This is a genomic window from Rhodococcus sp. Leaf278, assembly GCF_001426085.1.
Classification (GTDB): domain Bacteria; phylum Actinomycetota; class Actinomycetes; order Mycobacteriales; family Mycobacteriaceae; genus Rhodococcoides.
In genome coordinates this window covers 50,205-72,855 of record NZ_LMRR01000007.1, presented here as the reverse complement: position 1 = coordinate 72,855, position 22,651 = coordinate 50,205, and the positions used below count along the sequence as shown (strand labels likewise).

Below are 22,651 nucleotides of genomic sequence, written 5' to 3'. Positions count from 1 at the left end.
TAGGAGAGCACATGCCGGCGATAGTCCTGATCGGCGCCCAGTGGGGCGACGAGGGCAAAGGCAAAGCCACCGACCTTTTCGGCGAACGACTTCAGTGGGTCGTTCGCTACCAGGGCGGCAACAACGCCGGCCACACCGTGGTTCTTCCCAACGGAGACAAGTTCGCGCTGCACCTGATTCCGTCTGGAATCCTCACGCCAGGAGTCAAGAACGTCATCGGCAACGGCGTCGTCGTCGATCCCGGTGTGTTGCTGACCGAGCTCGACGGGCTCGAGAAGCGTGACGTCGACACCTCGAACCTGCTACTCAGCGCCGATGCGCACCTGATCATGCCGTACCACGTGGCCATCGACAAGGTGACCGAGCGCTTCCTCGGTGCGAAGAAGATCGGCACCACCGGCCGCGGCATCGGGCCCTGCTACCAGGACAAGATCGCTCGCGTCGGAGTTCGGGCCGCCGATGTGCTCGACGAGAAGATCTTGACCCAAAAGGTCGAGGCTGCACTGGAATTCAAGAACCAGGTGCTCTCGAAGATCTACAACCGCCGTGCGTTGGATTCGCAGCAGGTGGTCGACGAGGTGCTCGAGCAGGCCGAGGGCTTCAAGCACCGCATCACCGACACCAGGTTGCAGCTCAACCTGGCTCTCGAGCGCGGCGAGACCATTCTGCTCGAGGGGTCGCAGGGCACGCTGCTCGACGTCGATCACGGCACGTACCCCTACGTGACGTCCTCGAACCCGACCGCAGGCGGCGCGTCCGTCGGTTCCGGCATCGGGCCCAACAAGATCGGGACCGTGCTCGGCATTCTCAAGGCCTACACGACGCGTGTCGGCTCGGGCCCGTTCCCGACGGAGCTGTTCGACAATTACGGTGAGTACCTGGCGAAGCAGGGCGGCGAGGTGGGCGTCACCACCGGTCGTGCTCGGCGCACCGGTTGGTTCGACGCGGTCATCGCGCGGTACGCCACCCGCGTCAACGGCATCACCGACTACTTCCTGACCAAGCTCGACGTGTTGTCCAGCCTGGACACCGTTCCTATCTGCGTTGCCTACGACGTGGACGGTGTGCGGCACGACGAAATGCCGATGACGCAGACCGGCTTCCATCACGCGAAGCCGATCTACGAAGAGATGCCCGGTTGGTGGGAAGACATCTCCGGTGCCCGCACATTCGAGGAACTGCCGATCAACGCGCAGAACTACGTCCTGCGTCTTGAGGAGCTGTCGGGTGCGCACATGTCGTGCATCGGCGTTGGGCCGGGTCGGGACGAGACCATCGTGCGACGGGACATTTTGCGGTAGGCATTTCAACCGAGACATGGCCCCGAGGCGTTCAGCCTCGGGGCTTTTTCGTGCGCCTCGGGCGACGTATCAACGCTGAATCTCAGTGGCGCTGCCGAAACAGCGGACACTTTTGGAAAATTGTGCCGAATAATGATGGTTCCGCTATTGAGCATGGTCTGACCAGTGCTGGCGTGCACCGAAGCGGGAAATTCCACGTCCTCTGATGCTTTACATTGGGCATTGATGTGTAAACGCATAGTCCGAAATGACCGACCAAAAAGTCTTCTGGACTTTTACTCTCACATGAGTAACAGGCCAGGTAGCCATTGCGAAACAATGAGCATCGCACCAGTTGCGGAGGCCTCTTCAGATGGCCGACGACCCGCCCGGGTCACCCCCTCACCCGGCCTGTTCTCGAAGGCCTACGAAGAAAGCAGAACGTACATGAACAAGGCAACCAAGGGTGCAGTAGCGGCAGGGGCGGCGGCGGTACTGCTGCTGGGTGGTATGGGATCGCTGGCTTTGTGGAACGACAGCGAGACGCTCGGTGGTGGAACGATCACCTCCGGAGACCTTCGCCTCACTCTCGACGAGGACTCCGTGAATTGGCAAGACGTCTCTTACGACGTCACGCCCGTGGACATCAATATCGACACGTTCCGCATCGTGCCGGGTGACACGGTCGCATATACGGCTGACTTCTTGGTCGAGGCCGAGGGTGAAAACCTGACCGCGAATCTGACAGCTGACATCAGCAATGTCGTCGACGTCGAATCACCGGACTCGGCCGAATTGCTTGCCGCCATCACTACATCTGTTGCCGCCACCGACGCTGCCGACAATCCTCTGCCTACGGATGGTGCGGGAACTGCCGTGATCACGCGAACGACGAGCGCACCCGCTGACCAAATCATCAGCGTCGAGGTTCGATTCACATTCGATCGCAACACCGGTGAATTGGCGGGCCAGACCGGCACCGAGGCGCAAGACCAGAGCATCGATCTGTCGGAGTTCACCCTCGATCTCACGCAGATCCGTCCGCTCTGAATTCTGGTTCCTTTGAAACACGGTCGATACTGGGCGCTGGCAGCCGCGTCCGTCCTTGTGGTGAGCTTCGGCTCGGCACGGGTGACGGGCGCGCTGTGGCGCGATGAAGAGGTGATCGGGGGCGGCACCATCACCTCGGGAACCTTGGACATCAAGCTGGGCCCCGAGGGTGCGGTCGACTTTCCGAATTTCGTCATCCCGGGGCTGGGAAACGAGGCCCTCACTCCAAACGGGTTCGCGCAAGCGCCACTGCTGATTCGCAACAACGGAACCACCCCCTTCAACTTCCGGCTTCAGAACACCACCGTCGGAGGGGCGCTTCCCTTCACGCTGGCGGCGAGCACCGTCGCGAACGCTGAGGAATGCCCGTCCACGGGAGCCCCCATGGGCGCGACAGTATTGTTCAACGGTAATGCGGCGGGTGCTCAGGTGCCGGTCGCGCCTGCAGCCCGTGCGCTCGCCCCAGGTGCGAGCGAGGTGTGGTGCTTTCGTCTCACCACCTCCGATCAACCACCCCAGAGCGCTACTTCCACAGTGACGTTCTCTTTCCGAGCGGATCAGGCATGACCACCGACGACACCGACGTCATCCCGGTCGTTTCCGTGCGCGACGACGAGGACGAGCACACCGGCGTGTGGTGGTGGGTCAGTCGGGTCGGCTCGTACACCCTTCTTGCGGTGATGGTGCTGATTCTTCTGGCTACCGTCGTTGTCCCACGAATCACCGGCTCGACTCCTTACACCGTCCTGACTCAGTCGATGGAGCCGACGTATCCGCCCGGCAGCTTGATCGTCGTGCGGCCCGTCGAGCCGAACGAACTCGCTGTCGGAACGCCGATCACCTACCAAATACGTTCGGGTGAGCCCGAAGTGGTGACGCACCGCATCGTCGCCACTCGGCAGAGCGGCCGCGGTGAACTCACGTTCATCACGCGGGGTGACAACAACGGTGCTGACGACGAGAACCCGGTGCAGGTGGGTCAGATTCGCGGGGAAGTTTGGTACTCGGTTCCGTACATGGGCTACGTCAACAACTGGCTCAACGGCGAGCAACGCAAGATCACGGTCGCGGTCATCGTCGTCGGTCTGTTCGGCTATGCGCTGGTGATGTTCGTCGGAGCTGGTGTGGACCGTCACCGGAGCCGGAAGGAGCAGGCGCGGTGAAGCACAGTACGTTCGTCGCCTGCACCGCAGCTTTCGCGGGCAGTTCGGTTGTTCTGCTGATGGGTGCTGGTCCAACACAAGCGGCACAGACGATCAAGTACAGCGCCGACGGCGAGCGGTGGGATACCGATTTCACAAGCCCGTTGTTCGACAAGGACATTCGGTGGGTTCCACAGGACTCTCGCAGTTCGCAGTTTCATGTATTCAACGACACTGACACCGGCGGGCGGTTGTGGGTGTCTCTCGACAGTGACAATCCGGCATTCGTTCGCGCCCTCGATGTCTCGATCGGTGACGCCGTGACCGAGTCGTGCGCACTGACCATCATCGCTGCCGGGGAGAAGAAACGTATCGACGTGGTCGTAGCGATGTCCGAAGCAGCAGGCAACGACACTCGAACCTCCACCGCACGAATTGATCTGGTTCTGCAGTGGGACAACAGCATGAGCGACGTGTGCCCGGAGCTGTCGGGTGCACGGACGGATATGGAAGGGGCGCAGTCCTGATGGCGCGTCACGGTAGCGGTTCCGATGCTTCGAGCGGCCTCCGCCGGATCGGCATAGCCCTGATCAGCGCGCGGGCTCGGGCCATCATGTCGATCGGTATCGTCCTCGGCCTCGGTGCCGTGGGAACCCTTGCCGCTTGGTCGGATACGGCAACAGCGACGTCGGGCGTGTTCACAACGGGGCGGATCGACATCAAGTTGGGCAACCCAGCGGTGGACAACGACCCGTCGGCCTTCACTACTTCGATGACGAAAGTGGATCTTTTTCCGAATGACACGCGTTCAGCGAACTTGATCGTTTCGAACTCGGGAAGTGTTGGATTCACCTACTCGATCGCGGCCGCAGTCAGTAGCACCACGGGATTGGGAGCCCTTCTCAACTCCTCGGTCTACCTGGGTTCTGCTGACGGTACGAACACCGGATGTAGCGGCACGCTGCTATCTACAGTGACCGGACTATCCACGCCGCAAACGTTTTCACATCAGAATCGATCAATCGCGGGCCAAGGCACCACGCTTCCGCTTCCTCCTCCTGTGACCGAGACTCTTTGCTTCGTTGTGAAGATGGTCGGTGCTGCGCCGTCCACTCCTGCAACCGGTACCATCACTTACACCCTCACTGCGACGTCGAGCTAGGCATGTCGGAGATTCCCGAAGGCCATGCGCCGACTGCCACCCCGCGATCTCGAGCTCGGCTCTTTCGCGAAATCGCCTTGAGCGTAGGAGCATTCGCCGGGCTAATCTGCGTCTTGTTAGCGCTCGCCGCTGTGTTCTTCGGAATAACCCCCTTGATCTTCCGTTCCGGGTCCATGGCACCGGCCATCGATACCGGTGCTCTCGCCTTGAGCAAGAAGACTCCCGCAACCGAAATCCAAGTCGGCGACATCGTCAACGTCACCAATGCGGCGGGCAACGGCATCACCCACCGAGTGGTCGAGATCGGAGCAGTGGGGACCGACAGCGCGCAGCTGATTCTTCAGGGCGATGCGAACTCTGACGCCGACGTGGAAACGTACATAGTCAGCGAAGCCGGACGCGTGATCTACAGCGTTCCGAAACTGGGCTACGCGGTGACCTGGCTCAGCGGTCCGGTCGCGGTCTTCATCGGGGGGATCCTCGTCGGGGTTCTGTTGATGTTGGCGTTCAGACCTGCAAGTCGCCGAGATACCGAGCCGGACACTCCGCGATCCGAGAAGCGGACATTGGGGCGCCACAGTAAGTCTCCGCTGACCGTGGTGCTTGCCATTGCGGCTGTGAGCGCAGTGGGGATCTCCGCATCGAACACACCTACAACCCTTGCGGCTGGACAAGATACGGCAACGGCCCTCAGCGGCACCTTCACCACTGCGTTGCCGATTCCAGCACCGCTGTCTCTGGCGTGTGCAAATGACCAGCGGGGGCTTCTCGGTGCTATTCGCTTCGTGAATCTCACTTTCCCATCACGGGGGGCGCAGTACACCTACCAGTTGACATTGAAGAAGGCCGGCGAGAACGACCGTGAGTTCGCGGTGGCCGGGACCGCTGCTACCGGGGTAGTCATAACTCAAGCAGTGGAAAACGGAGCGCTGCTGGAACTGCTGCCGCTTCCGCTGGCACCGGTGCTCGACGGCGTTTACACCGCATCCATCCGAACCAAATCGGGCACGAGATTTTCACTGCCGAGTCCCACCGTGACCATAACCATGAGCAACGGTCTGCTCCTCGGATTGGCTGCCAGTGCGCGGTGCGGAGGCACCGCTGCCGCCGCCCGCAGCGCCCCGCAGGCCATCGTTCCCGAGGCGACCACTCCGTCCGCTACGACGCCCGCCCCCGCGGTAACGTCTCCGCTCGTCCCGGAGTCGACCACCGCACCCGCCCCGACCACGACGGACCCCTCGCTCACCGAGGAGTTCCCGGTTCCGGCGGTCGAGGTTCCGCCGACCACGACTATCCCCTCGACCACCACCGACACACCTGCCGCCGCCCCGGCGTCGGTACCGGAAGAGACCACGACCACCCCGCCGGCTCCTGCGGTTCTGTTCGCCCCGCAGACGTCCCCGTCAGGCACCGCGACTGCCCAGGTTGTCGACATCGACGGCGCTCCCACGCTGCAGATCGTCGACACCGCCGGCACCGTTCAGTACAGCGCCCCCGCTACTTCCAGTGACGCCTACGGCTACGGCGTCAACTGGTCGGGGGAGCAGCTGTGGCTACTCGGCCCCGATCAGCTCGTTCGTCTCGACGGCACTGGCGGTTCGTGGTCGCGGACGCTGGTCGATCCGACAGCTACCGATCAGATTCCAGCAGACATTCTTGCGCTGTTGAACTAGCGATTCATACATATATCTCCGAATCGAACTGCGCATCTGCTCGACGGCGTGGATAATTACCGTCAGATAAAGCGACGGAAGGTCGGGCGATGACTGAGAAATTCAATGGATTGGAAGTTTTCAGCTACCAATTCGATCGCTTCGCTTACGAGCACCCGTGGATCGGCGCGCAGGCCGGTGAATTCATGCTCGGTCCCGAGGGTGGGGGGATGCTCGAATTCACGCATGCGACCGTGTTCGCGCTACCCGAAGGCGGCGCGCACGAGGTGCACGGGCCCATCCTGGACTGGTACCTGGGGCACGGGGGACCCTATGGCGCACTTGGCTATCCGATCAGCAACGAGCGTCCGACACCCACCGGTTCCGGCAGGTACAACCTCTTTCAGCGTGGAGCCATCGGTTGGTTGCCGGAAGTGGGTGCGTTCACCATCGGCGGCCGATCGGATGAATCGGACGTCAGCCCTGGACCGGACGCTGTAATGGTTTCGGCAGTCGACGGCTCTATCTCTTCGCTTGAAATATCAGCCTGAAAACAATTCCTGTTCCCCGTTTCGATCCACTTATCCGGTCGCGAGGTTTCGAATTGAAATAGCGGCAATTTAGAACAATGTGGGCTCATCGAATCCGGGAACTCCTTCGATACCCAAAATTATTTGTTTTGTATTCGCTCCGCCCGGTGCCGAGAAACCGCCGACTTCGGTGCCCGCGCCGAGTACTCGATGGCACGGAACGATGATCGGCACCGGATTTCGACCGAGTGCTCCACCCACCGCTTGCGCTGCCCCGGGCTGGCCGAGTCGGCGGGCGATGTCGCCGTAGGTGAGCGTCGAGCCTCGGACAATCTCGCTGCACACGGTGTACACCGAGGCGTCGAACTCGGAGACGTCGAGAATCAACGGAATCGACGTCATGTCGACGGCTTGTCCGTTCAGTAGTCCGACAATTCGATCGATCGCATCGGCCGCGAGTGCATCGACCGGCCGTTCTGTCGCAGAGAAGACGGACAAGTAGTCGATCATCGCCTCGTCCGACGGTTCGGGCAGCGCAACGGCGACCACTCCGTCTTCGGTCCAGGCGATACCGCAGCGGCCGATGGCGGTGTCGAAGAGCGTGTAGCTCGGCATGGGCCCAGTATCCACCTGCGCCAGATGAGCAGTCCAGTTGAACCCGGAATGGACTTGAATGTTGGAGGCCAGTACGCGGATACTGGACACCATGGCCTCCAGAGTCCTCAATGCAACGTCACTGGCCCGCGATCTCGGCAGCTGGCGCGGCGACGCGTCCGCGGATGGATCCGGTAAGCGCAAGGCCTCGCGTCCGACGTATCGCGCGTTGGCGGACGGCGTTCGTCTGCTCATTCACGACGGCCGTATTCCGCTCGGTGTCGGTCTGCCCAGCGAGCGTGATCTATCGGCGGCGCTCGATCTGAGCCGCACTACGATCACGTCCTCCTACTCGGTGCTGCGCGACGAGGGCTATCTGATCAGCAAGCAGGGCTCACGCAGCACGGTCGCGCTGCCCGCTGCTCCCACCCCGAACGGGCTGCTGATTCAGTCGACGTCGCCGTCGGGTCCGGTGGTGGACATGTCCCATGCGGCGATGTCGGCCGCGGACGGAACCATGACGGCCGCCTACGAGTCTGCGCTGCAAGCACTTCCGGCGTATCTTCCGACGCACGGTATGGAGCCCATCGGTCTGGCGGTGTTGCGCGAGGCAATCGCACAGCGCTACGTCGAACGTGGCCTACCGACCACTGCGGATCAGATCATGGTCACGTCCGGTGCGCAGCAAGCGGTTCGGCTTCTGCTGGGCACCCTGACCTCGCCCGGCGACCGCGTGCTGATCGATCACCCGACGTACCCGAATGCCTTGGAAGCCATCAGGCGGGTGGGGGCTCGCCCCGTGCCGGTGCCGGTGCGCCCCGCGGACGGCGATTGGGATCTCGAAGGAATTCGCAGCGCTGCAAGACAAACGGCAGCCAAGGTGGCATACCTGATTCCGGACTTCCACAACCCGACCGGTCAGGTGCTGGGTGCCGAGGGGAGGGCCGAACTCGCGCGCATCACCCGCGACACGCGGATGACGCTGATCGTCGACGAGACCATGGTGGACCTGTGGCTCGACGCGCCGCCGCCACCCCCGGTCGCGTCGTTCGGGCGGGTCTCCGGTTCGGATATCGTCACGATCGGTTCGGCGTCCAAGTCGTTCTGGGGTGGCCTGCGCATCGGATGGATCAGGGCGCATCCCTCGCTCGTCTCGCAGCTCGCAGGATCGCGGGCAGCACACGACCTCGGAACTTCGATCATGGATCAGCTGGCGTCGTCGTTCCTGCTGCAGGATGCGGAACCGGCGCTCGAGCTGCGACGGTCCCAGCTGCGTGAGCGTCGAGACATTCTCGAAGATGCTCTGGCCGAACATGTTCCGGACTGGCGTTATCGCCGTTCCGAGGGTGGGATGTCGTTGTGGTTGCAGCTTCCCGCGCCGGTATCGAGTGCGTTGGCCGCGACGGCCCCCGCATTCGGCGCGGTGCTGGCGGCGGGACCACGATTCGGCGTCGAGGGTGCGTTCGAGCGCTATCTCAGGCTGCCGTATACCCGTGAGCCACAAGAACTTCGGGCCGCGGTTGCGGCGACGGCCGCAGCGTATCGAGCCTTGGCCCCGAGTGCCGAAGCGGAGCAGCCGGCCCTGGTGTTCTGAGCTGCCCTGTTCTGACGGCGAACTCGAAGTTATGGACGGAAATCAGCTGAAAACTGTCCACAACTTCGAGTTCGGCGGGACCATCAAACCCAGACCGACCCGATGTCGGTGGCAGTGGACGGCGGCGGCGTCGGGACACCGTTCTCGGTGCGGGAGAACCGCGGTGCCGGACGGTGTTGCGTGACGCCGTCGATGTCGATGAGCGAGTCGCGATCCTTCAGGTGTGGGTGGCTCGGTGCCTCGGCGAATGTGAGGACCGGCGACACGCAGGCGTCGGTGCCGTCGAAGATCGCGGCCCATTCGTCGCGGGTCTTGGTCAGGAATGTCTGCGTGAACTTCTCGCGCAACTCCGGCCAGCGCGACTTGTCCATCTGCGACGGCAGGTCGGCTTCGGCGAGGCCGAGTCCGGTGAGCAGCTGAGTGTAGAACTGTGGCTCGAGGGAGCCGACTGCCATGTACCGGCCGTCGGAGGTCTCGTAGGTGTCGTAGAACGGTGCGCCCGTATCGAGAAGGTTGGTGCCGCGGTCGTCGCTCCAGGCTCCGACGCCACGCCAGCCCCAGATCATGTGTGACAGAGCAGCGGTGCCGTCGACCATGGCTGCGTCGACCACCTGGCCCTGACCGGAATTCTGTCGCTCGTACAGCGCGGCCATGATGCCGAAGACGAGGAACATCGATCCACCGCCGAAGTCGCCGACCATGTTCAGCGGCGGCACCGGACGCTCACCCGCACGGCCGATCGCGTTGAGCACTCCGGTGACGGAGATGTAGTTGATGTCGTGGCCGGCGGTGTGCGACCAGGGGCCTTCCTGGCCCCAGCCGGTCATGCGACCGTAGACCAGGCGCGGGTTGCGAGCGAGGGCGTCGTCGGGGCCGAGTCCGAGTCGCTCGGTGACGCCGGGCCGGAACCCCTCGATCAGCACGTCGGCACGCTCGACGAGGCCGAGAACCTTCTCGATGTCGGCGGGGTCCTTGAGGTTCGCCTCGACGATGGTGCGGCTGCGCAGCTGGTGGTCGTGCGGAGAGACCTGGCCAGCGCGTTGCACGCGAACGACGTCTGCGCCGAGGTCGGCCAGCAGTAGCGCGGCGTGTGGGCCGGGGCCGATACCTGCGAGTTCGACGACGCGGAGCCCTGTGAGCGGTCCACCAGTGTTCGACACGGTTAATTGCCTCGTTCCGACTCGTCAGCTGCGAATGTGAATGGAGACTAACTTGTACTAGGTCGTCCAACCGATTGGGGTGTGGATAATAGGGCTGTGACTGCCCCAGATCCCGTCCGCATCGGTACTCCGCTCACTCCCGGGGCCACCCGGGTGATGCTGCTCGGCTCAGGTGAGCTGGGCAAAGAGGTGATCATCGCCTTCCAGCGTCTCGGCGTCGAGGTGATCGCCGTCGATCGCTACGACAACGCTCCCGGCCATCAGGTCGCCCATCATGCGTTCACCATCGACATGAGCGACCCGGAAGAGCTTCTGGCGCTGATCGATTCGCAGCAGCCCGACTTCGTGGTCCCGGAGATCGAGGCCATTGCCACCGACGCCCTCGCCGAGGTCGAAGCCCGCGGCCGGAGCGTGGTGATCCCCACGGCTCGCGCGACGCAGTTGACGATGAACCGCGAGGGCATCAGGCGATTGGCCGCCGAGGAACTCGGGCTGCCGACCTCGCCCTACGCTTTTGCCGATTCGTTGGACGACGTTCGACAGGCGTTGTCCACCATAGGTTTTCCGGCCGTCATCAAGCCGGTCATGTCGTCGTCCGGCAAGGGGCAGTCCGTCGTTCGCAGCGACGCCGATGTCGAGGCCGCCTGGGAGTACGCACTGAAGGGTGGCCGCGTCGACCTCGGCCGCGTGATCGTCGAGGGATTCGTCGACTTCGATTACGAGATAACACTTCTCACTGTACGCGCCGTCGACGGGACCTTCTTCTGCGAGCCTATCGGCCACCTGCAGGAATCAGGCGACTACATCGAGTCCTGGCAGCCGCAACCGATGTCCGACGCGGCCCTCGCCGGGGCGCGCGACGTCGCCGAGCGGATCACGACGGCACTGGGTGGGCGCGGGTTGTTCGGGGTCGAGCTGTTCGTGCAGGGCGACACCGTGTACTTCTCCGAGGTCAGCCCCAGGCCGCACGACACCGGCCTGGTAACGCTACGCACACAACGGTTTTCGGAGTTCGAGCTGCATGCCCGCGCCGTACTCGGTTTGCCGATCGACACGACGCTGCTCTCGCCGGGTGCGTCGGCGGTGATCTACGGCGGTGTCGATGCGGACGGCATTTCCTTCGAAGGCGTCGCCGATGCATTGGCGGTTCCCGAGACCGACCTGCGGCTGTTCGGCAAGCCGACGAGCTTCGTCCGGCGCCGGATGGGTGTTGCGGTGTCGACGGCGTCGGACATCGAGACTGCGCGGAGCCGGGCCCGCGAGGCAGCAGGCAAGGTTCGTCCTGTCGTCTGATCCGGCACAGGGCACACTGAGCTCATGAGCGCGCTCGGAGAAGTTCTGGTCGGCCTGGCGATTCTGGTCGGCCTCGTCGGTATCGTCGTCCCGATTCTGCCCGGCACCATCTTGATCTTCGCGGCGGTCGCGGTGTGGGCGTGGATCACCGGCGGAGCGGCCGCGTGGACGGTGTTCGCGATAGCGACGGTGCTGCTGGTTCTGAGCGGGGTCGTGAAATACACCTGGCCGGGTCGTCGGATGCGGGAGGCAGGCGTGCCGATGCGATCGCTGATGGTCGGCGGCCTGCTCGGCATCGTCGGATTCTTCGTCATCCCCGTCGTCGGGCTCTTCATCGGCTTCATCGCGGGCGTCTACGTGGCCGAAGTGCCCAGGCACCGTAACCATTCCGAGGCCTGGCGCTCGACCGTGCATGCCACCAAGGCTGCGGGATTGTCGATTCTGGTGGAGCTGTTCGGCGCGTTGCTCGCCTCCGCAGTGTGGCTCGGCGGGGCGTTACTGGTCTAGCTCACGCGATACCAGGCCCGGGCATTACCGTCGAGCACGGCGGGTAGGTCGCCGCCGACGGCGTGGGTGATGATGTCGAGGTCGGTCTCCGAGAACGGGCGTGGGGCTCGGGTACCCGGTAGATCGGTTCCGAACATCAACGCCGCGGGGTTGACGCGGTGGATCTGCTGCAGTGTGTCGGCGATGTCGAGATCCACGCGGCCGAATCCCGTTGCCTTGACGCGTACTCCGCGGTCGACGAGGTTCAGCAGGTAGGGCAGACCCTGTGCGGACAGGCCCAGATGATCGATGCTGACCGCAGGCAGTTTCACGAGAATGGGTTCGAGCGAGAGCAGTAGGGACGCATCGACGTACAGCTCGGCATGCCACCCGACGAGCTCGTGCACGCGACGCGCTTGGGTGGTGAGCATCTCGACGTCCGTCTCACCGCGCTTGAGGTTGAACCGCATACCGCGCACCCCCGCCTCGTCGAGCGCGACGATGTCCTCGTCGGAGCAGTCCGGATCGATCTGAGTCACGCCCACCCAGCCGCGCCCGAGGGTCTCCAACGCAGCCAGCAGGTAGCTCTGGTCGGTGCCCTGGAACGATCCCGACACCACCGCACCGCCGGTGATGCCGAGCCCGTCCACGTCGTACAGATAATTGGAGACGGTGTAGGGATCGGGCAAGAATCCGTGGTTCTCGATCAGCGGAAACCGGGGGTCGATGATGTGTAGGTGGGCGTCGAACACGGGTCCCAGCATGCCAGCTCGCGGATTCGACGTCGCGGCCCCCTGTCGCGGTGTTTGAATGCGAAACATGAAACCGGAGACCACTGTCGTTCTCGACGGCTACACCTATTTCGAATGTCCACGCTGGCACGAAGGGAGGATCTGGGTATCGGACTTCTACAGCCATCGCGTCGTATCCGCCCTCGAGGACGGTTCCGATGTGCGCGTCGAAGCCGAGGTGCCGAACCAGCCGTCGGGGCTCGGTTGGCTGCCCGACGGGCGGTTGCTGATCGTCTCGATGCGCGACTACAAACTGCTGCTGCGGGAGAACGACGGTTCGTTGACCGTCCATGCCGACCTGTCGACGTACGTGACAGCGAACCTCAACGACATGCTCGTGGACGCGCAGGGCCGCGCCTACATCGGCAATTTCGGGTTCGACCTGATGAACTTCGCGCCCGTCGAGACGGCCGATCTGATTCGCGTCGACCCGGACGGTTCGGCGCACGTCGTGGCGTCGGATCTGTACTTCCCCAACGGGATGGCGTTCACGAATTCCGGCGAACTGCTGGTCGACGAGACGGTCGGGAACCGGGTCAGTGCGTTCGCGATCGGTGAGGACGGTTCATTGGGGGAGCGGCGTGACTGGGCGACATTCGGTGAGCTGCCGTCGTCGACGGACATGGCAACGGCTTTGGGTGAGGTGAAAGTGGCCGCCGACGGCTGTTGCATCGACACCGACGGCACGATGTGGATCGCCGATGCGCTGGGTCAGCGGGTGCTGCACGTTGCGCAGGGCGGAGAGGTGCTCGACCAGCTCGATTTCGATCTCGGCGTCTTCGCCTGCGGACTCGGCGGATCCGACGGGCGCACACTGTTCGTCTGCGCTGCACCGGATTTCAACGAGCATCAACGCAAGATCGAAACCGAGGGAAAGCTATTGGCGGTTCGGGTGTAGGTGCCGAAGGCAGTGGTGTGGCTATGTGCCGCAGAGGGCACTCAACCACACCACTGCCGCAGGCACTCAGGCCTTGTCGGGCTCGGAGGCCTTCAGCATGTCCTCACGCTCGACGACCTTGACGCGCTCGCGGCCTTCTTCTTCGCCGAGGGACCGTTCGTGGGCGTCGAGGCGGTACCAGCCGTCCCAGGTGGTGAAGGGAACCTGCTTGCCTTCGAGGAACGAGGTGACGGCATCGAGATCGGGCTCGGCGGCACCGGTGAAGTTCGGCGCATCCTCGAGCAGGTTCGCGACCGTTTCGTTGGCGTCGCCCTTGGTGTGGCCGATGAGGCCGACGGGTCCGCGCTTGATCCAGCCGGTGACGTACGTGGCGGGCACGGGCGTGGTGGAGTGCGGTGATTCGACCACTCGTCCGGCTTCGTTGGGGATGGTGCCTGCCTGCTCGTCGAACGGGAGCGCGCTGATGTTCTGGCTGAGGTAGCCGACGGCGCGGTAGACGGCCTGAACGTCCCAGTCGTTGTACTTGCCGGTGCCGCGGACGTTGCCGGTGCCGTCGAGCTCGGTGCGTTCGGTGCGCAGACCGACGACCTTGCCGTCCTCACCGAGAATCTCGCTGGGCGACTCGAAGAAGTGCAGGAACAGCTTGTGCGGGCGGTTGCCGACGTCGCGGATGGCCCAGTCCTGGAGGGTGTTGGCGACCATGTCGACCTGCTTGGAGTTGCGGCGGGCCTGCTCGGAGCCTTCGTCGTAGTCGATGTCCTCGGGGGCGACGATGACCTCGATGTTCGGCGAGTGGTCGAGCTCACGCAGTTCGAGCGGGGTGAACTTGGCCTGGGCCGGTCCGCGGCGACCGAAGACGTGTACTTCGAGGGCCTTGTTGGCCTTGAGGCCTTCGTAGACGTTGGCGGGGATTTCGGTGGGGAGCAGTTCGTCGCCGGTCTTGGCGAGGACGCGTGCGACGTCGAGGGCGACGTTGCCGACACCGAGCACGGCGACCTTCTCGGCCTCGAGGGGCCAGGTGCGCGGCACGTCGGGGTGGCCGTCGTACCAGGAGACGAAGTCGGCGGCACCGTAGCTGCCGTCGAGTTCGATGCCGGGGATGTTCAGTGCACGGTCGGCGTTGGCTCCGGTGGAGAAGATGACGGCGTCGTAGAAGCGGCGCAGGTCGTCGAGGTTGATGTCGTTGCCGTAGTCGATGTTGCCGAGCAGGCGTACCTGGGGCTTGTCGAGCACCTTGTGCAGGGCGGTGATGATCCCCTTGATGCGCGGGTGGTCGGGGGCAACGCCGTAGCGAATGAGCCCGAACGGAGCCGGCATCCGCTCGAAGAGGTCGATGCTCACGCCCGGTCCGCTGACATTGTGGTCGGACTTCATGAGCGCGTCGGCGGCATAGATGCCGGCCGGTCCGGCACCGACGATGGCGACGCGGAGTGGACGAGTCTGATCAGTCATGTGCAGCGAGCTACCTTCTTCGAGGGAAGTGCGGACACCCCAGCATAAATTAAGGACTACCTGAGCTGGGGCAGTGGGCAACTTGCCGTATTCCCCGGTTTCGGGTAGGAATTGCTCTGTGCAGACGACATTCCTGGTCCGACGGTTCACCGTCGACTTCTGTCGTACCTGCACCAACATGTGTTGTCGGTGAACTGACCCGACGCCCTTCCCCTCCCTGAACAGGACGGGACCCTCTTTCGACGGCAGCGCTGCCTGAATCAGCCCTTTCGCCGTGCACAGATTCGAGGACACATGACCACCCTGGAACAGACCGTCACCCTCACTCTCGACAAGCTCGGCCCGTCCTTCGGTGCCGAGGTCATCGGCCTCGATGTCGCCTCGGCGTCCGATGCGCAGATCCACGCCGTCCGCCGAGCCCTCGTCGAACACAAGGTTCTGGTGCTGCGCGGGCAAACGCTCGACGACGCGGCACACGTCGAATTCGGCCGTCGTCTCGGAGACCTCACCGCCGGGCACCCGGTACACGACAGTGGCCACGTCGCCCCCGAGGTCTACGCGCTCGACAGTCAGGACAACGGGTTCGCCGACGTCTGGCACACCGACGTGACGTTCATGGAGCGTCCGCCGATGGGTTCGATCCTGCGGCCCGTCGTCCTGCCACCACACGGCGGCGACACCAACTGGGCCGACAGTCAACTCGCCTACGAGTCGCTGTCCGAGCCCGTTCGCCGAATGATCGACGGACTCACTGCAATTCACGACGGCAACCGCGAGTTCGGCTATTACCTCGCGCAGAAGCGCGGCGGCAAGGGCAATGTGTGGGACGGCAAGGAAGTCACCGCACTGGTCCCTGTCGAACATCCCGTCGTGCGGGTGCATCCGGAAACCGGCCGCAAGGGGCTGTTCGTCAATCCCGGTTTCACCTCCCACATCGTGGGGGTGTCGGAGGCGGAGAGTCGCGGAATCCTCGACCTGCTCTACGCGCACCTGACCAAACCCGAACACGTCGTGCGACACCGCTGGCGTCTGGGCGATCTGGTGCTGTGGGACAACCGCAGTACCTCGCACTACGCCAATCGCGATTACGGCACCGAGCACCGCAAGATGCACCGCATCACGTTGCGCGGCGACATTCCCGTCGGACCCCGTTAGTTCCGGGCACGTCGGATCGAGGAAGATTGCCTACATGGCGTCGTGGAGTGAACGTAGGCAGCAGTGGGTCGACAGTCGTGAGGAAGCGCGCAACAACGCGTCCCAAGCGGCCGCCGACTCCGGTGAGCAGCGTCCGCCCAACGCGTGGCCGTTCATCATCGCCGCGGGCATCGTCGTCGTTCTGCTCGTCGGCATCTTCGCGGCGTCGAAGTTCGCCCCCGCGGAGGACAACGTGACCCAGGCGCAGCTGCTGACCGACGCCGTCGACGGATTCCTCGAAGCACAGAACTCCGGCGACGCCGATCTCTTGCGCGAAAACACCTGCTTCGATCAGGTCGCCGTGCTCATCCCCGGCGACGATGCGCAGTACCGCACCGACCGGGCCGGTGAAGTGGAGCGCAACGGCGAGACATCCATCGACGGAGTGCCCACGGGATACGAGGTCAACGGCGACCGCGGCGTGGTGACCGTGCCGCTGAAGGAAGAGAAATCCGGCGTGCAGACCGACGACGAGTGGAAGTTCGTCCGCGTCGACGACAAGTGGCTGGTGTGCAATGTCTGACCCAGGAATGTCTGATCCAGGTATGTCCGATCTCGGTATGTGTGATGTAACGGCAAGTGACGGAAGGCTGATCCAGTGACCTACGCAGGTGACATAACCCCGGAAGCTGCCTGGGAGTTGTTGCAGAGCAACCCCGAGGCCGTGCTCGTGGACGTTCGGACGCGCGCCGAGTGGCAGTACGTCGGTGTTCCGGACACCTCCGGCATCGACCGTCCGACGCACCTCATCGAGTGGGTCAGCTACCCCGACGGTGCGCGCAACACCGATTTCGTCGACGACCTCAAAGCCGCAGGCGTGGACGGTGATCGGCCCGTGGTCTTCCTGTGCCGCTCCGGTCAGCGATCGATCGGTGCCGCCGAAGCCGCGACGGCAGCGGGCATCGGTCCGTCCTACAACGTGCTCGACGGCTTCGAAGGTGCCACCGACTCCGAAGGCCACCGCGGAGCCACGGGTTGGCGTGCGGTCGGGTTGCCCTGGCGGCAGTCGTGAGCGGGAATCCGACCGGCGGGCAGGAGCGTAGCGACAAGGGAGTTCCTAAAGGCGGCGGATTCAGCAAGCCGTTGCCCGAGGGTGTGGGTCAGGCAACCCTCGGGGTTCGCGGCGGTCTGATGCGGTCCGGCTTCGACGAGAACGCCGAAGCTCTCTATCTCTCTTCGGGTTTCGTGTACGAGAGCGCCGGTGCCGCGGAGCAGGCGTTCACCGGCGACATCGATCACTTCGTTTACTCGCGCTACGGCAACCCCACGGTCAAGATGTTCGAGGAGCGGCTGCGGTTGATCGAGGGGGCCGAGGCGTGCTTCGGTACCTCGAGCGGCATGTCCGCGGTGTTCACCGCGCTTGGCGCACTGTTGAAGGCCGGCGACCGATTGGTCGCTGCGCGTAGCCTTTTCGGGTCCTGCTTCGTGGTGTGCAACGAGATTCTGCCGCGCTGGGGTGTCGAGACCGTCTTCGTCGACGGCGAAGATCTCGAGCAGTGGGAGCAGGCGTTGTCGGTGCCGACCACGGCGGTGTTCTTCGAGACTCCGTCCAACCCGATGCAGTCGTTGGTCGATGTCCGGCGCGTCTCCGAGCTGGCGCATGCTGCCGGAGCAACGGTGGTGTTGGACAACGTGTTCGCGACGCCACTGCTGCAGCGCAGCCTCGAACTCGGTGCCGACGTGGTCGTGTACTCGGGCACCAAGCACATCGACGGCCAGGGACGCGTGCTCGGCGGTGCGATCCTCGGATCGAAGGAATACATCGACGGTCCGGTGCAGACTCTGATGCGGCACACCGGTCCGGCATTGAGCCCGTTCAACGCCTGGACGCTGCTGAAGGGACTCGAGACGATGCCGGTGCGGGTTCGACATTCGGTGAACTCGGCTCTGCAGATCGCCGAGTTCCTCGAAGCCCACCCTGCGGTGCGATGGGTGAAATACCCGTTCCTGCAATCACATCCGCAGTACGAACTGGCGAAATCGCAGATGTCGGGCGGCGGTACCGTCGTGACCTTCGAGCTCGAAGCCCCCGAGGGTGAAGGCAAGAAGCGTGCCTTCGAGGTGCTCGACGCGTTGCGCATCGTCGACATCTCCAACAACCTCGGCGATTCGAAGTCGCTCATCACTCACCCGGCCACCACCACGCACCGCGCAATGGGGCCGGAAGGTCGTGCCGCAGTAGGCATCACCGACGGAGTCGTACGTATCTCGATCGGTCTCGAGGACACCGAGGATCTGATCGGAGACCTGGACCAGGCGCTGAAGTAGCTGGTTCAGCGTTCGAAGACGCTGAGCGCCGTACGGAACTTCGCCGTCGTTTCGTCCAATTCGGCGGCCGGGTCGGAATCTGCGACGATGCCGCCGCCTGCCGTAGCCGTTCCGGAAAGTCCGTCCGCAGCGAGTTCGATGCAGCGGATCGTGACCATCCACTCGCCGTCGCCGCTGCCGTCGGTCCAGCCGACGGCTCCGGCGTAGAAGCCGCGGGAGCCTTCGACGTCGGCGATCGCAGCCATGGCCGCCGCTCGGGGAACGCCGGCGACGGCAGCGGTGGGATGCAGTGCCAGCGCGAGGTCGAGCGCCGAGGTCGCGGGATCGGCCAAGGTGCCGACAATGGGTGTGGACAGGTGCCACAACTGTGGAGTGCTGCTCAGCTGGGGTGATTCCGGCACGTCGAGCGTGTCGCAGTACGGCTGCAACGCAGCACGGATCTCATCGACGACAAATCGGTGCTCGGCCTGATCCTTGGCGCTGGCCGCCAACGCCGCGGAGATGCGTGCTTCTTCGGCCGGATCGGTGGATCGCGCAGCCGTTCCGGCGAACGGATGGCAGGTGACGACGTTGCCGCGTTTGCGAACCAACAGTTCCGGGCTCGAACCGATGATGTGCCCGCCCGAGGCACCGATCGGAGAAAGGTCTGCCAGAAAACCGTTGCCCATCGGATCGCGGGAGACCAGCGCGCTCAACATCGAGGCGGGATCGATCGGCGAATCCGCGGTCAGTTCGATGGCCCGTGCGAGCACGATCTTCTCGGCGACACCGGCTTTCAATTGCTCGACGACATCGCGCACCCGCTGCACGTGGACGTCAGGATCGGGAATCTGACGTGTAACGGTCACGGCCGGCAGCGGCGGCAGTGGGTCCGTTGTCATCCAGGGCCCGTCGAGTCGGTAGAACTCCTCCGGTTCGATCAGTGCCGTGGCGTCGGACATATCGAAAGGCAACGCCCCGACGACATTTCGGCCTTCCCGCACCGCGGTCACCGCGTCGGCGACGTCGGTAAATGCGTGTCGAACGCCCAGTCCGACGACGTGGTGATCCTGCCGAGACAGGACGAATTCGAGGGTCATCAGAACGGGTTCTGTGTGCGGCCCACCAGGTCTGCGACGGAATCGAGAACCTTGGTGGGGCGGTACGGATACTGCTCGACGGATTGGACCGTCGAGATTCCGGTGAGAACCAGGATGGTCTGCAGCCCGGCTTCGAGACCGGAGAGCACGTCGGTGTCCATCCGGTCGCCGATCATCAGCGTGTTCTCGGAGTGACCGCCGATCGCGCGCAGTGCCGAACGCATCATCAACGCGTTGGGCTTGCCCACGTAGTACGGCTCTTTGCCGGTGGCCTTGGTGATGAGCGCGGCCACCGAACCGGTCGCCGGCAGCGAGCCTTCACGAGATGGCCCGGTGGCGTCGGGGTTGGTGGCGATGAAGCGCGAACCCTTCTCGACGAGACGAATGGCGGTGGTGATGGCCTCGAACGAGTAGGTGCGGGTCTCGCCGAGCACCACGTAATCGGGGCTCGAATCGGTGAGGGTGTAGCCGATGTCATGCAGGGCCGTCGTCAGGCCGGACTCACCGACGACGTATGCACTGCCACCGGGCCGCTGATTGCCCAGGAACGTGGCGGTGGCCAGGGCCGAGGTCCAGATCGACTTCTCCGGAATGTCCAACCCGGTGAATGCGAGACGGGCGCGCAGGTCACGGGGGGTACGGATGGAATTGTTGGTCAGCACGATGAACGGAATCTCGTTGGCCTGCAGCTCGGCGAGGAACGTATCGGCACCGGGGATCAAGTGATCCTCGTGCACGAGGACACCGTCCATGTCCATCAGGTACGTCCACTGCTGGGGCTTCTCGGTTTCGCTCACCCGTCCATTGTGAACTACGCCGGTCGCGCTCAGGCTCGACTGCAGAACTATTGCGTCGCGCCGCCGGCTTCCCTCCTGCTACTCGGGTCGTTCCGCCGGCTCCACTCCTGCTATCAACTCGCCTGCCGTTCTTCGGCACGTCGAGAGGTGGCTCTGTGCAACTGGCGTTCGCGGGCGGTGGTGCCACCCCACACTCCGAAAGGTTCGTTGGCTGCCAAGGCGAACCGCCTGCACGCGTCGCGCACTCCGCAGCCGGCGCACACCTGCTTGGCTCGATCCTCGCGTTGGCGACGTGCCGTTCGCCCCTCACCCGACGGGGAGAAGAAGATCTCCGAGTCCTGACCTCGGCACAGTGCATCGATCTGCCAGTCCCAGGATTCGGCGGTGGAAGAAATACTGCGTTCGATCATGGCAATCGCGGCGTTCTTCGACGTAGCAGAGTTGTTCGGCATCGTGGCGACCCATTCCTTTCGTCGACGCTGCGCGAGACCCAGCCCGCACAGAACGATTCGCTACCGAGAAGGCTCGCCGCGTCCGTGGCGAGAGGCAATGGTTCAAATCACGCTGATTCGAGGGCTCTGCTCGGTGCGCTGTGTTCGTGGCAAGGTGGCGGTATGACTCGGCCGCTCAGGTTTTCCGCATTCGTCATGAACACCACGTCCCACATCGTGCACGGTGCGTGGCGTAGGCCGGAGGCGGAGCAGACCAATTTCTCCTCGTTGGAGCATTGGGTGTCGTTGGCGAAAGAACTCGAGCGGGGCAAGTTCGATTTCATATTCTTTGCCGATGTCGTGGGACTGTACGACGACTATCAGGGGTCGTGGGAGAAGTTCGTCGAATCCGGATTGCAGATCCCCAGCAACGATCCCACCGTGATCGCGTCGGCAATCGGTTATGCAACAGAGCATCTCGGGATCGCGTTGACGTCGTCGATTCTGCAGGAGCATCCGTTCAACTTTGCGCGGAAGATGTCCACGCTCGATCACGCAACGGACGGCCGCATCGCCTGGAACATCGTGACGAGCCTGTCGCCCAACGCTTGGCGAAACTTCGGCTTCGGAGACATGGCTCTCCACGAGGATCGATACGCCTGGGCGGACGAGTACGTCGATGTGGTGTACAAGCTGTGGGAAGGGTCGTGGGACGACGGAGCTCTGTTGCAGGACAAAGCATCCGGTCGGCACGGTGATTTCTCGAAGGTGCACAAGATCGATCACGTCGGCGCGCGCTACAGCGTCGAGGGCCCGCATCTCGTGGCACCGTCTCCGCAGCGGACGCCGCTGCTGTTCCAGGCCGGATCATCTCCGACGGGCCGACGCTTCGCCGCGCGTAACGCCGAGGCTCAATTCATTGCTTCTCCGACACCCGAGGCCGCTCGCTCGCTCATCTCCGACACGCGCCGTCTGGTCGTCGAGGCCGGTAGATCCGCGGGAGACCTCGAATTCTTCCAGGGTCTGTCGTTCGTCATCGGGAGCACCGAGGCCGAAGCGGCACGTAAAGCCGCCGAGTTGGACGAGTACGTCGACGAGTCCACGATCATCGCGCATGCTGCAGGCGGCATCGGCGTGGACCTCGGCTTCTACGATCTCGATACGCCGATCGGAGAGGTCGAGGCACAAGGTTCGCTGAGTACGTTGCAGTGGCTCCGGGAGGCGATTCCCGACCGCGAACCCACCGTCCGAGATCTCGCCCGGATGCGAAGTCGCAGCGGCCGGGTGGTGGGAACGCCCGAGTCCATCGCCGATCGGCTCGAGCAGTGGCGTGATGCCGGGGTCGACGGGATCAACGTCATCAACTCGACAATTCCGGGCAGCTACGTGGAAGTCATCGAGCATCTGACGCCGGTTCTCCAGCAGCGCGGGCTGGCGCAACGCGAGTACGGGCAGGGGACTGTTCGAAACAAGCTCACGGGACGGGACAGGTTGCCCGGGTCGCATCCGGCGGCCCGATACCGGGGTGCCTTCAGCTGACACCAGGCAGGTCAGACAAGTGACAAGGGTTGAGATCATCGTGATTTCAACCCGAAGTAACACTCGCACTTGACTTTTCAATCTGAAGTTCTATACATTCCTGTCACCATCCAGAGCGACCGAGAGACCTTGGCTCGATGACGTCGCAGCAACCCCGCCCTAGGGCGCGTGGGTGCTACCGCCAGGACCGATGGAGGCACGCCTGATGAACATCTGTACCTGTACGCACGCTTGACCGATTCGCGTACCCACAGCTCGA

General features: G+C 63.7%; 24 protein-coding genes and 1 riboswitch. Of the genes, 17 read left to right on the top strand and 7 right to left on the bottom strand.

The annotated features are described in order from the left end of the window. Positions 1 to 11 precede the first annotated feature (11 nt). From ASG84_RS08785 to ASG84_RS08750, 8 genes are all read left to right on the top strand, one after another. The gene (locus tag ASG84_RS08785; RefSeq protein ID WP_057476635.1) at positions 12 to 1,301 is read left to right on the top strand and encodes an adenylosuccinate synthase; all 1,290 of its coding nucleotides are present in this window, start codon (positions 12 to 14) and stop codon (positions 1,299 to 1,301) included. A gap of 426 nt (positions 1,302 to 1,727) precedes the next feature. Continuing rightward, on the top strand, positions 1,728 to 2,330 hold the full coding sequence (locus tag ASG84_RS08780; RefSeq protein WP_057476633.1) for an alternate-type signal peptide domain-containing protein: 603 nt from the start codon (positions 1,728 to 1,730) through the stop codon (positions 2,328 to 2,330). Between the two features lie 12 nt (positions 2,331 to 2,342). Continuing rightward, positions 2,343 to 2,897 carry a hypothetical protein gene (locus ASG84_RS08775; RefSeq protein ID WP_057476631.1) on the top strand — a complete coding sequence of 185 codons (555 nt, stop codon included), beginning with the start codon at positions 2,343 to 2,345 and terminating at the stop codon, positions 2,895 to 2,897. Continuing rightward, positions 2,894 to 3,493, top strand: coding sequence for a signal peptidase I (locus ASG84_RS08770; protein ID WP_057476630.1), 600 nt, complete (start codon positions 2,894 to 2,896; stop codon positions 3,491 to 3,493). The genes ASG84_RS08775 and ASG84_RS08770 overlap by 4 nt, the downstream gene beginning before the upstream one ends. Continuing rightward, positions 3,490 to 3,999 (top strand): hypothetical protein, encoded by a 510-nt coding sequence (locus tag ASG84_RS08765; RefSeq protein ID WP_057476629.1) that lies wholly within the window; start codon positions 3,490 to 3,492, stop codon positions 3,997 to 3,999. The genes ASG84_RS08770 and ASG84_RS08765 overlap by 4 nt, the downstream gene beginning before the upstream one ends. Further along, the gene (locus ASG84_RS08760) at positions 3,999 to 4,634 is read left to right on the top strand and encodes a SipW-dependent-type signal peptide-containing protein (RefSeq protein ID WP_057476627.1); all 636 of its coding nucleotides are present in this window, start codon (positions 3,999 to 4,001) and stop codon (positions 4,632 to 4,634) included. The genes ASG84_RS08765 and ASG84_RS08760 overlap by 1 nt, the downstream gene beginning before the upstream one ends. Positions 4,635 to 4,636: 2 nt before the next feature. Further along, on the top strand, positions 4,637 to 6,307 hold the full coding sequence (locus ASG84_RS08755) for a signal peptidase I (protein ID WP_156399434.1): 1,671 nt from the start codon (positions 4,637 to 4,639) through the stop codon (positions 6,305 to 6,307). 89 nt (positions 6,308 to 6,396) lie between these two features. Next, positions 6,397 to 6,837, top strand: coding sequence for an LGFP repeat-containing protein (locus ASG84_RS08750; protein WP_057476625.1), 441 nt, complete (start codon positions 6,397 to 6,399; stop codon positions 6,835 to 6,837). Between the two features lie 69 nt (positions 6,838 to 6,906). Here the strand turns inward: ASG84_RS08750 and ASG84_RS08745 are convergent, their stop codons facing one another. Next, complete coding sequence (locus ASG84_RS08745) at positions 6,907 to 7,431, bottom strand: methylated-DNA--[protein]-cysteine S-methyltransferase (RefSeq protein WP_057476762.1); 525 nt, start codon at positions 7,429 to 7,431, stop codon at positions 6,907 to 6,909. 91 nt (positions 7,432 to 7,522) lie between these two features. Here ASG84_RS08745 and yczR point away from each other — a divergent pair, with 91 nt between their 5' ends. Beyond that, complete coding sequence (gene yczR / locus ASG84_RS08740) at positions 7,523 to 9,004, top strand: MocR-like transcription factor YczR (RefSeq protein ID WP_057476624.1); 1,482 nt, start codon at positions 7,523 to 7,525, stop codon at positions 9,002 to 9,004. An 83-nt stretch (positions 9,005 to 9,087) separates the two neighbouring features. Here the strand turns inward: yczR and ASG84_RS08735 are convergent, their stop codons facing one another. Next, positions 9,088 to 10,164, bottom strand: coding sequence for a CaiB/BaiF CoA transferase family protein (locus ASG84_RS08735; protein WP_057476623.1), 1,077 nt, complete (start codon positions 10,162 to 10,164; stop codon positions 9,088 to 9,090). A gap of 96 nt (positions 10,165 to 10,260) precedes the next feature. Here ASG84_RS08735 and purT point away from each other — a divergent pair, with 96 nt between their 5' ends. Both purT and ASG84_RS08725 read left to right on the top strand, forming a co-directional pair. Beyond that, entirely contained in the window at positions 10,261 to 11,457 is a 1,197-nt protein-coding gene (gene purT / locus ASG84_RS08730; RefSeq protein WP_057476622.1) for a formate-dependent phosphoribosylglycinamide formyltransferase, read from the top strand. Between the two features lie 24 nt (positions 11,458 to 11,481). Then, positions 11,482 to 11,964, top strand: coding sequence for a DUF456 domain-containing protein (locus ASG84_RS08725; RefSeq protein ID WP_057476621.1), 483 nt, complete (start codon positions 11,482 to 11,484; stop codon positions 11,962 to 11,964). On the opposite strand, the gene ASG84_RS08720 is transcribed toward ASG84_RS08725, so the two are convergent. Next, positions 11,961 to 12,707 (bottom strand): amidohydrolase family protein, encoded by a 747-nt coding sequence (locus ASG84_RS08720; protein ID WP_057476620.1) that lies wholly within the window; start codon positions 12,705 to 12,707, stop codon positions 11,961 to 11,963. The two genes, ASG84_RS08725 and ASG84_RS08720, sit on opposite strands and share 4 nt — an antisense overlap. Positions 12,708 to 12,762: 55 nt before the next feature. Between ASG84_RS08720 and ASG84_RS08715 the strand changes: the two genes are divergently transcribed. Then, positions 12,763 to 13,632, top strand: coding sequence for an SMP-30/gluconolactonase/LRE family protein (locus ASG84_RS08715; RefSeq protein WP_235581595.1), 870 nt, complete (start codon positions 12,763 to 12,765; stop codon positions 13,630 to 13,632). A gap of 66 nt (positions 13,633 to 13,698) precedes the next feature. Here the strand turns inward: ASG84_RS08715 and ASG84_RS08710 are convergent, their stop codons facing one another. After that, on the bottom strand, positions 13,699 to 15,084 hold the full coding sequence (locus ASG84_RS08710) for an FAD-dependent oxidoreductase (protein WP_057476618.1): 1,386 nt from the start codon (positions 15,082 to 15,084) through the stop codon (positions 13,699 to 13,701). Positions 15,085 to 15,378: 294 nt separating this feature from the next. On the opposite strand from ASG84_RS08710, the gene ASG84_RS08705 reads away from it, so the two are divergent. The 4 genes from ASG84_RS08705 to ASG84_RS08690 all read left to right on the top strand — a co-directional run bounded on the left by ASG84_RS08705 (position 15,379) and on the right by ASG84_RS08690 (position 18,546). Then, complete coding sequence (locus tag ASG84_RS08705; RefSeq protein WP_057476617.1) at positions 15,379 to 16,239, top strand: TauD/TfdA dioxygenase family protein; 861 nt, start codon at positions 15,379 to 15,381, stop codon at positions 16,237 to 16,239. 34 nt (positions 16,240 to 16,273) lie between these two features. Next, positions 16,274 to 16,801 carry an Rv0361 family membrane protein gene (locus ASG84_RS08700; protein WP_057476616.1) on the top strand — a complete coding sequence of 176 codons (528 nt, stop codon included), beginning with the start codon at positions 16,274 to 16,276 and terminating at the stop codon, positions 16,799 to 16,801. A 75-nt stretch (positions 16,802 to 16,876) separates the two neighbouring features. Further along, the gene (locus ASG84_RS08695) at positions 16,877 to 17,290 is read left to right on the top strand and encodes a rhodanese-like domain-containing protein (RefSeq protein ID WP_057476615.1); all 414 of its coding nucleotides are present in this window, start codon (positions 16,877 to 16,879) and stop codon (positions 17,288 to 17,290) included. Further along, positions 17,287 to 18,546, top strand: a complete 1,260-nt coding sequence (locus ASG84_RS08690) for an O-succinylhomoserine sulfhydrylase (RefSeq protein WP_057476614.1) — start codon at positions 17,287 to 17,289, stop codon at positions 18,544 to 18,546. Before ASG84_RS08695 ends, ASG84_RS08690 begins: the two co-directional genes overlap by 4 nt. A 5-nt stretch (positions 18,547 to 18,551) precedes the next feature. Here the strand turns inward: ASG84_RS08690 and ASG84_RS08685 are convergent, their stop codons facing one another. The 3 genes from ASG84_RS08685 to ASG84_RS08675 all read right to left on the bottom strand — a co-directional run bounded on the left by ASG84_RS08685 (position 18,552) and on the right by ASG84_RS08675 (position 20,874). After that, positions 18,552 to 19,625 (bottom strand): isochorismate synthase, encoded by a 1,074-nt coding sequence (locus ASG84_RS08685; RefSeq protein ID WP_057476613.1) that lies wholly within the window; start codon positions 19,623 to 19,625, stop codon positions 18,552 to 18,554. Then, positions 19,625 to 20,383, bottom strand: coding sequence for an HAD-IIA family hydrolase (locus tag ASG84_RS08680; RefSeq protein WP_068053998.1), 759 nt, complete (start codon positions 20,381 to 20,383; stop codon positions 19,625 to 19,627). The genes ASG84_RS08685 and ASG84_RS08680 overlap by 1 nt, the downstream gene beginning before the upstream one ends. A 152-nt stretch (positions 20,384 to 20,535) precedes the next feature. Beyond that, positions 20,536 to 20,874 (bottom strand): WhiB family transcriptional regulator, encoded by a 339-nt coding sequence (locus ASG84_RS08675; RefSeq protein ID WP_442970912.1) that lies wholly within the window; start codon positions 20,872 to 20,874, stop codon positions 20,536 to 20,538. A gap of 162 nt (positions 20,875 to 21,036) precedes the next feature. On the opposite strand from ASG84_RS08675, the gene ASG84_RS08665 reads away from it, so the two are divergent. Next, positions 21,037 to 22,392: an NtaA/DmoA family FMN-dependent monooxygenase gene (locus ASG84_RS08665; RefSeq protein ID WP_057476611.1), complete on the top strand. Its 1,356-nt coding sequence runs from the start codon at positions 21,037 to 21,039 to the stop codon at positions 22,390 to 22,392. 103 nt (positions 22,393 to 22,495) lie between these two features. Continuing rightward, positions 22,496 to 22,589: riboswitch (SAM riboswitch) on the top strand. Positions 22,590 to 22,651 lie beyond the last annotated feature (62 nt).